The organism is Novosphingobium aureum, from assembly GCF_015865035.1.
GTDB lineage: Bacteria > Pseudomonadota > Alphaproteobacteria > Sphingomonadales > Sphingomonadaceae > Novosphingobium > Novosphingobium aureum.
The window spans coordinates 1-8,271 of record NZ_JADZGI010000013.1 but is presented as its reverse complement, the minus strand read 5'-3'; the positions used below and the strand labels follow the sequence as shown (position 1 = coordinate 8,271).

Below are 8,271 nucleotides of genomic sequence, written 5' to 3'. Positions count from 1 at the left end.
ATCACCAGCGCTACCACGAGAGCCTGAACAACGTGACGCCCGCTGACGCCTACTTCGGCAGGGCTCCCGCTATCATCAAGCGTCGCGAAACCATCAAGCGAAAAACCATCGAATATCGCCGCTTGCTCCACCGCAAGCTCGCCGCCTAACATCAACCCCCAGACGAGGCTCGCTCTCCGCTAATCCACGCCCCGATCTGTGCCAAATGTCTCGACGACGGACAGTTTCCCTCACCCGACCTGCTGGGCGCAACGCCGGCTTCGCGGGCGCGAACGCGTGAACTCGTAGCAGTGGTAGACGAAGCCGCACTGCAGTTCGGGATCTGGTGCCACAAAGGCAGCCCCGCTTTCGCGGGACGCGAAGAGCAGAGCCACGAAGCTGCGACGATCGCAGCGGGTGCCTATCATCGCCGCCTGCATCTTTTGGATATGCTGGCCCGGGAGACCGGGGGGGCGTTCCTCGCTGGCGGTCGCGTAACTATCGCGGACTGCGTCGCCATGGCGACGCTGCAATTCGCGGACGGGCTCTACGGCGTTCCGATTCCCGACGGTTGCGATGCGCTCTCCGAGTGTTACGCCATGTTCGCAAAGCGGACAAGCGCGACACCTGCGCTCTATCCTGAGGCTTTATATGCCGTTGCGCGCGGCCTACCCGAAATCTGTCCTGCGCCTCTTAAATAACGGTGGACCCGCGCCTTCTGCCGCTTTGGGGCGGAAAAGGCGCGGGTGATACATATCTCGGTTCAGAAATGACGCTTCAGGAACTCGGCGGTCCCATCGAGCGCCTGCCCCGACGCCTTCAGCATGCCGACATTGGTCGGGAAGACATGGACCATGCCCTTCCAGATATGCGTGTCGACCTGCTGCCCCACCTCACCTGCAAGGGCTTCGAAGCGCAAGGCATCGTCGAGCAGGATCTCGTCATCGCCGACGTCTATCCGCACCGGCGGTAGTCTAGAAAAATCGCCGGAGAGCGCGTTCACACGTGGGTCGCTCGGATCGGCCCCCGCGAGATATTGGCGTGCCCCGCTGGAGAGCGCCTCCTCGTTGAGCAGCGGATCGACATCGCCGCGGGTCTTGACGCTTTCACCTTCGAGCGCGGGGTCTACCCAAGGCGAATAGGCGACCAGTGCGACCGGGGCGGGGGTTCCCTGGGCGCGGTTCATCGCGACCGAAAGCACCGCGCCGCCGCCTGCGGAATCGCCCATCAGGGCGACCCTACCGCCGGTCATTTCGGCGAGTGCGACATAGGTTTTGCTGACATCGTCATAGGCCGCGGGGAAGGGGTTTTCGGGCGCCAGCGCGTAGTCGACGACGAAGACCGGGCGACCGGCGCGCGTGGCGATCTGGCTGGCGAGCCCGCGATAGGCCTCGGCGCTGCCGAGGACGTAGCCGCCGCCGTGCACGTAGAGGATTGCGCCGTCCTCGGCCCGCGTGCCGGCAGGCGTGACCCACCATCCGGCTACCCCGCCGACCTCGGCTTGCGCCGTATCGACATCGTTGGCGATTTTGGTGCGGGCGATCAGCTGGTCGTAGGCTTCGCGGGCACCCGGCTCGATCAAGAAGCTGCCCGAGACGGCGATCATCGCGCGCATCGCCAGCATGGCGGCACGGTCGCGGAAAGCCTCGTCGTGATTGATAATGCTCATGGGAAATTCCTTCGCTTGGTGACTGCAAGCAAACTAGCGTTCCGCTGTACTTAGCGGCAGAGCATCATTCTGAACGCACCATCCCGTGAGCGAAACGAAGACCTCACAGGCACACTACCGTACGAAGGCAGCCAACTCGTCCGCCGACCCATTCGGGAACATCGCCTTGAGATGATCAAGGAACGCGGAAACTCTGGAACTTAAGAGCCGACGTGAGGGATAGAGCGCCCACAGTTCGGTACCCGGCATGTCGAGCTCGCCCCACATCACGAGGTTGCCCCGTTCGACCTCGTTGTGGACCAGCGAATAAGGCAATGCGGCCGCCGCCTGCGCATCGCGCAGCGCGTCGCGCACCATGACCAGCGAAGACAGAGAAAGGATCGGTTCGATGGCGACCGTCTCTATTCCCTCCCCCGCATGGCGCACGCGCCAGCTCGTCTGGTTCCAGTCGGTGCTGCGCACGATCGCGGGCACGGTCTTGCGTCCCGACGATCGTTTGAGGCCTGGCGTTGCGACGACCACCTGATAATCGCGCAAGAACACGCGCCCGATGAGGTTATCGTCGGCACTGGGGTTGATCCGGATGACCAGATCGACGCCTTCCTCGACCATGTTCACCGCCCGGTCCTCGGCGACGATCTCGAGCTGGACTTCGGGATAGGCATTAGCAAATCGCGCAGCGACCTCGCCCATCGCGATCTGGCAGAACAGCAGCGGTGCGCTGATCTTCATGTGACCGCGCGGCGTATCGCCGCCCGACGCGATCGCGGATACGGTCTCGTCGAGATCGGTCAGCAGCTTCGCGCTGCGCTCGTGGAGCGCACGACCTTCCTCGGTGAGCTTTAGCTCACGGCCGCCGCGCTCGAACAGGCGCAGACCCAACGCGGCCTCGAACTCCGCGACGCGGCGCGACAGGGTGGCCTTGGGCCGGTTGGCCTCGCGCGCGGCCTTGCTGAAACCACCATGGCGAGCGACGAGGTTGAAATCGGCGAGCGCGACAAGATCCATGTTTCACCTACGAGACGATACGGTTGTGATAGCTACCATCCGCCTCAGCCGCGAAACAGTCAATGTTCAATTAGCCCGCTCGTGTTCGCTCTCAATTCTCGGAAAGTGGGTCGTCAATCCCTCGCTGGCGCTCGCTCCCATTCATATCGGCCCGCCCGGCGCCCCACATTGCAGGTCGCCGGGCGAGGGAAGAGACGCGCAGCAGACGGGAGGAGCATCGGATGCGCGAGCCCAACATCTTTGTCAGCGGTTGGCGAGGAAGGGATTGATCCCGGCGACAGTCTCTTCGAAGCGGTCTTCCTTCTCCGCCCGGCGCATGTAGTCGACTTCCTCGACCAGCACTTCGGCCGGCGTCGGATCGCGCTGCAACAGTTCCATCACATGGTCGACGAAGAGTTCGGGATCCATGAAGCGCTCGTTGTTCTCCTGGCCCGGCGTCAGCGTGGTGCGCAGCGCCGGCGGGGCGATCTCGATCACTTCGGCCTGACCCCTCAGTACCGCGCGCAGCGACACGGTGTAGTTGTGGATGCCTGCCTTGATCGCTGAATAGGTCGGTGCAAGCACCAGCGGCACGAAAGCGAGTCCTGAGGTCACGTTGATGAGCGCCGCGTCGGGCTGCGCGACGAGCTGTTCGATCAGCGCATCGGTGAGCCGGATCGGACCGAGGAGATTGTTGGTCACCGATTCCTCGGCGTCAGCAAGATCGCGCTTCGCGGCGAGTGAGCCTTCCATGCGCATGATGCCGGCATTGTTGATGAGGACATTGGCGTGCGGGAAATCGTCGAGGACCCGCTTCGCGAACGCATCTATGCTGATCGGATCGGTCTGGTCGAGTTCGAGCGTATGAATGTTGGTGTAGCCCTCAGCCGTCTCGGCCAGCGCGTCCATGTTGCGGCTCGCGATGATGACGGTGTTGCCTGCATCGTGCAGGCGCCGTGCCATCAGGCGTCCGATGCCCGAGCCGCCGCCGGTCAGGATAATGGTGTTGCCGCTGTTCTTCATGATGCTTCTCCTTAGGGGCAGAGCCGGAAATCCGCTTCCGTCTCTCTGCCGCTGGAAATAGCTGTTCCGTGTGCCATCAATAAGCAGCTTAATTGGAACTCATTGTCTCGCCGATGAAACGGTACTGCTTCAGACCTTGAGCCCGCCGTCGACATAGAGTTCTTCCCCGTCGATGTAGCTAGCAGCGTCGCTCGCGAAGAAAGCAACGACGTTGGACCAAAACGTTCAGCTTGAATAGGCTCCTGGCGCTTCGCTAGACTTGATCTTGCGTTAAAGCATCTTGTTCATCGCTGACGCGCTTGACCGACCAGCCTAAGCCTCGCGATGTAAACTGGGGCGATGACGCAGCGTTGAAATGGAAAAATGAGAAGGACAATTTCATGAGTTTCGAAGGTGGTTGCCGCTGCGGCGCAGTGCGATACGAACTGGAGGCGGATGATCTTCCGCGGACCTATGCCTGCCACTGTGTCGATTGTCAGACTTGGAGCGGCTCCGCGTTCGCGCTGCATGCGATCGTGGCAGAGGACGCGCTGACCTTCAGCGATAGCGGGCATACTTTTCGTCTGCCAGAAGGGCAGGAGGCCATGCCGTCCGAACATATCGGATGCGCCGCCTGCCTCACCCGGATCGCCAATCGCAATCCCGCGCTGCCAGAGTTTCTCGTGCTGCGCGTGGGCACGCTCGATCGTAGCAGTGAGGTTGCACCTGCACTGCATATCTGGATCCGGCAAAAACAGCCCTGGCTGACAATCGAAGAGGATACACCCGGCTTCGAGGTTTCGCCCACGCCGCAGGAATTCGCCGCTGCGCTGGCTGGCTAGGGACCGTTTCAGGTCATGGCTCAGGTAACCGGAATGCGTGCTGATGCCCGTCGCAGCGAGGAGGCGGTGCTCGAGGCGGCGCGCACGCTCTTCGCGGCCGAAGGGATCGATGTGCCTAACCGGACCATCGCGGAAGCCGCCGGTGTGGGCGTTGGCACGCTTTACCGGCGCTTCCCGACGCGCGCGGACCTTATCGCGGCAGTGTTTCGGCAGGAGATCGATGATTGCGCGGCCGCGGCCGGCGAACTGGCTGCAACCCGCCCCCCCTTCGAAGCACTGGCTGAATGGCTGCGCCGGTTTGCAGCGTTCATCGCCACCAAGCGCGGATTCTCGATCGCTCTGCATTCGGGCGATCCCGCCTATGCAGGGTTGCCGGTGCATTTCGAGGAACGGTTCTATCCGGCCTTGGACAGTCTTCTCGAAACCGCTCGCGCGGCAGGGGTTATCCGGAATGGCCTGACCGCCGATGATCTGGTCAAGACCGTGGCTCGGCTCGTCTCACCGCAGGATACCGGACTTGGTCAGCGGATGCTGGATGTGCTGATTGACGGACTGCGGGAGGGCTGACCGACAGGTCGCCCTCCCGCAGTCCGTCAATCACGGAGCTCGGCCCGGAATGCGTTACTTCTCTTCGACGGTACCCTGCGACACGGCAGCACCGCGGACATCGCTCACCGCCGCCTTCCAAGCCGCGTCCGAACCCGAGAGGGTGCTGCGCAGAAACGCTGTCGACAGCTGCTGGACCGCGGCGACCCGGGCCGGATTCTCGTCGGTGGTCTCACGCGCTTCGTAATTGGGAATGCCGCCCAGCGAATGCTCACCACCTTTTACCTCGAACAGCGCCTTGGCGCCGGGACTGAGGTCGTAGGCCTCGCGCCACCAGTCCGGTCCGCGCACGGTCATCGCGCCATTGTCGTTATCGCCCGCGACCACGAGCGTCGGGGTTTCCAGACCTGAAAAGTCCGGGTGCATGAACGGGAAGTTCTGCGCGGCGAACTCGCTCAGATTTTCGCCTCCGGTGCCGGGGACCGCGAACAACACGCCCGCTTTCACCCGCGCATCACGCAGCGAGACGGTTGAGCCGTCGTCGGGATCGGGGTGGGTCGCACCCAAGAACATGCTGGCGGTCTGGGCGCCCCAGGAATGGCCCGCCACCGCGATGCGGTCGCGGTCGATCCGGCCCTTGATGAACGGAGCCGCCTCCTCGATCGTATCGAGATTGTCGAGCAGGGCGAGAATATCCTGTTCGCGGTGCCGCCAGAGCTGCGGGCGGCGCGGGTCGTCGGCGGGAAGCGCGATCATCCGGGAATCGAGATGGGTCGGATTGATCACCACAAAGCCGTTCGATGCCCAGTAATTGACGAGCGGACCGTAGGTGTAGAGCGACTGGCCATTACCGTGCGCGAACAGGATGAGAGGCAGGCTGTCGCCTTCGGCGGGCGCGGTGACCCGGTACGCCAAGTTCTCGCCGCGGCCTTCAACTCTCAGCGAGAGCGGTCCCATGGAGAGCGCGGGTGCGAGATCCATGGCAGTCGAGCGAATGGTGGGGTTGATATGTGCTGGCATTGAGTACTCCTTGGCCCCAGCAACGGCGCCGGCGCGATGAGAACATATAAACGGAACGTTGTTCCGTTTTCAAGATGGAGATTTGCTGATAGGGTAGCGCGTGCCTATAGCGAGCCGTCCGCGAGCATTTCACGCGTGCGCTTCAGGGTCGCGAGCAGCGCGGCCTTGTAGCCCTTGTCGCTGTCGAACTGCTTCTGTTCGGCCTGTTCTTCCGGTCCGCCGGGCTGTTTGCCCCGCAGGCCGAGGTAGCAATAGAAATTCAGCTGCAGTTCGCCCGCGTCGTCCTCGAACAGCTCGTTGATGATCGCGCCTTCGCGCGGACCGCTGGCCTGGAAGAAGGTCACCTTGGACTGCGGCTCGAGCACGATGATCTCGCGCACGTCCTCGTCGGCGATGGTCGCCTCGCGCACGAAATGCGTGGCACTTTCCTCGATCACATCGCAGCGTGTGCAGACGCCGGGCGGAAGGAACAGCCTTGCGTCGCGCGCCTTGCGCTCGAGGCCTTTCCAGACCTGCTCGCGGGTCAGTGGCGTCTCGCCTTCGGGATTCACCGGCACGGTGGCGTTGGAGTAGATCATGGCAAGTCCTTCGTGATTGAGTTAAGGCGCCTTGCAAGCTAAGGGTCTGCGGCGCGGGCACTAGCCGCCCATTTCGAACGCGCCGTCCTGCCAGCGGAACAGCTGGTCTGGCTTGAACCGTCTCTCTGGTGAGACGTTCGGTCCCAATCACGCCTCTATTCGCGGCATAGGGAAGACGTAATCTCCAACTCGACAACTGGAGATACACGATGAGCGCCATTGCTGATTCCGCCCACGATCCGAACGACGTTACCATAACACGCGAGGACTCGTTCCCGGCGCCATCCGTGACGTGTTCGACTTCGTTGCCGCCGAGGACGTCCTTCCCAAAATCCTGACCGGCTACGCTGCAGCGACCGACACGACCGACCGCCTGCGGTTCGAAGCCGGGGAGGACGCGCAGCTGCTGCTCGCCATGCGTCGAGGCACGGATGATGCGTCCCTCGCCCGCTCAATCAAGGAGCAGTTCGGACTGCCGGTCTGATTGCCCGGCAAGCTTCTTGAGACGACGGCCTGAAGATCGGTCGAACAACGGAAAGGATCAGTCGAGAAGACTCTAACAATACAATAACTATCTTAAAATTATTATTTTTTCTATGCACCCCTCGCTCGGGTCCCCCTTCTGGTCCCCCTTGGAATTGACGCTGTGGAATGATGGTTTGTGACGTTACTCTCGGCATACGTGCAAGCTGCAAGTGTCATAGCTAGACCCACATCCTCGCAGAGATTGATGTCGCAATGCGGAGACTCGAGTAGACGTAATGAAATCTCCGCTTCCCTTTCAGTGGAGAATGACGACCTCGGGCGCCTGGTAGCCCTAAAACCTCGCTAGAGCCTCGATGCCAGGCTCACCCTTCTGCGCCCGACCCGAATGCGTCGTTTGACGGTTGGGCTTCGAACGACAGATTCAGCTAAAAATTGGCCATTCGCTAAGCGCAGGATCGTCCGGCAGCAATGCGCCCCAAGCTCGGTCGTCCCACCACTCCGAGCATGTTTGCGAAAGCGGACGTAGAAACGATCATCGCCGAGCGGCAGTTATGTTGGACGACCCGAAACGGCTCCTTTCAAAGTCGGGCATGAGAAAGCGGTCGCAACGAAGGTCAATTCATGGCGTCGGGCGGCAACCTAAATGGAGACTCGCAAGCGACGTGCGCGGGATTTGAACGCGTCATCGCCGACTTCGAGGATTCCGCAAACCCGCTCGCGGATCGAGGCTTCATCGAGCCCGCCGGATAGGTAGCTGATGGACGGCAGCTGACCGGGAACGTGAGAGCCCGCCTCCGCGATAATAATTTGGTCCGCGTCCGTGTTGATAACGAGATTAGCATTGTGGGTCACCATGATCACTTGCCGCCGTCGTCTTGCGTCGGCAAACAGCGGGACCAGCTCATCAAAGATCGATTTCGGATCGAGATTTTCTTCTGGCTGATCGATAATCAATGGTCGATCGTCAGAGTGATCGAGGGCCAAGTACAGAAGCAATAGGACGATCCCGCGAGTGCCGGGGGACAAATTGCGAATTGTCCGTCGTCGAGACATTTGGCACAGATGGGGTCGTGGATTAGCGGAGGGCGGGCCTCGTCTGGGGCTTGATGTTAGGCGGCGAGCTTGCGGTGAAGCAAGCGGCGATGTTCGATGGTTTTTCGCT

At 61.8% G+C, this 8,271-nt stretch carries 9 protein-coding genes and 3 pseudogenes; 5 read left to right on the top strand and 7 right to left on the bottom strand.

Features of this window, described 5'->3' with window-relative positions:
* Together I5E68_RS19860 and I5E68_RS19855 are read left to right on the top strand one after the other, a co-directional pair.
* Positions 1-149 (top strand): annotated as a pseudogene (locus tag I5E68_RS19860) (IS3 family transposase); the annotation flags it as partial.
* A gap of 141 nt (positions 150-290) precedes the next feature.
* Complete coding sequence (locus I5E68_RS19855) at positions 291-680, top strand: glutathione S-transferase C-terminal domain-containing protein (protein WP_197167461.1); 390 nt, start codon at positions 291-293, stop codon at positions 678-680.
* 62 nt (positions 681-742) lie between these two features.
* Here the strand turns inward: I5E68_RS19855 and I5E68_RS19850 are convergent, their stop codons facing one another.
* The 4 genes and pseudogenes from I5E68_RS19850 to I5E68_RS20455 all read right to left on the bottom strand — a co-directional run.
* Entirely contained in the window at positions 743-1,648 is a 906-nt protein-coding gene (locus I5E68_RS19850; RefSeq protein WP_197167459.1) for an alpha/beta hydrolase, read from the bottom strand.
* A 114-nt stretch (positions 1,649-1,762) separates the two neighbouring features.
* Positions 1,763-2,656: a LysR family transcriptional regulator gene (locus I5E68_RS19845; RefSeq protein WP_197167457.1), complete on the bottom strand. Its 894-nt coding sequence runs from the start codon at positions 2,654-2,656 to the stop codon at positions 1,763-1,765.
* Between the two features lie 243 nt (positions 2,657-2,899).
* On the bottom strand, positions 2,900-3,658 hold the full coding sequence (locus tag I5E68_RS19840; protein WP_197167455.1) for an SDR family oxidoreductase: 759 nt from the start codon (positions 3,656-3,658) through the stop codon (positions 2,900-2,902).
* Positions 3,659-3,787: 129 nt separating this feature from the next.
* Positions 3,788-3,862, bottom strand: a pseudogene (locus I5E68_RS20455) (hypothetical protein); the annotation flags it as partial.
* Between the two features lie 176 nt (positions 3,863-4,038).
* Here I5E68_RS20455 and I5E68_RS19830 point away from each other — a divergent pair.
* Together I5E68_RS19830 and I5E68_RS19825 are read left to right on the top strand one after the other, a co-directional pair.
* Positions 4,039-4,479: a GFA family protein gene (locus tag I5E68_RS19830; protein ID WP_197167453.1), complete on the top strand. Its 441-nt coding sequence runs from the start codon at positions 4,039-4,041 to the stop codon at positions 4,477-4,479.
* A 15-nt stretch (positions 4,480-4,494) separates the two neighbouring features.
* Positions 4,495-5,046, top strand: coding sequence for a TetR/AcrR family transcriptional regulator (locus I5E68_RS19825; protein WP_197167451.1), 552 nt, complete (start codon positions 4,495-4,497; stop codon positions 5,044-5,046).
* Between the two features lie 54 nt (positions 5,047-5,100).
* Here I5E68_RS19825 and I5E68_RS19820 read toward each other — a convergent pair whose 3' ends face one another.
* On the bottom strand, positions 5,101-6,045 hold the full coding sequence (locus I5E68_RS19820; protein WP_197167449.1) for an alpha/beta hydrolase family protein: 945 nt from the start codon (positions 6,043-6,045) through the stop codon (positions 5,101-5,103).
* Between the two features lie 104 nt (positions 6,046-6,149).
* The gene (locus I5E68_RS19815) at positions 6,150-6,623 is read right to left on the bottom strand and encodes an SRPBCC family protein (RefSeq protein WP_197167447.1); all 474 of its coding nucleotides are present in this window, start codon (positions 6,621-6,623) and stop codon (positions 6,150-6,152) included.
* Between the two features lie 292 nt (positions 6,624-6,915).
* Between I5E68_RS19815 and I5E68_RS19810 the strand changes: the two genes are divergently transcribed.
* Complete coding sequence (locus I5E68_RS19810) at positions 6,916-7,107, top strand: hypothetical protein (RefSeq protein ID WP_197167445.1); 192 nt, start codon at positions 6,916-6,918, stop codon at positions 7,105-7,107.
* A 641-nt stretch (positions 7,108-7,748) separates the two neighbouring features.
* On the opposite strand, the pseudogene I5E68_RS19805 reads toward I5E68_RS19810, so the two are convergent.
* Positions 7,749-8,144 (bottom strand): annotated as a pseudogene (locus tag I5E68_RS19805) (AAA family ATPase); the annotation flags it as partial.
* Positions 8,145-8,271 lie beyond the last annotated feature (127 nt).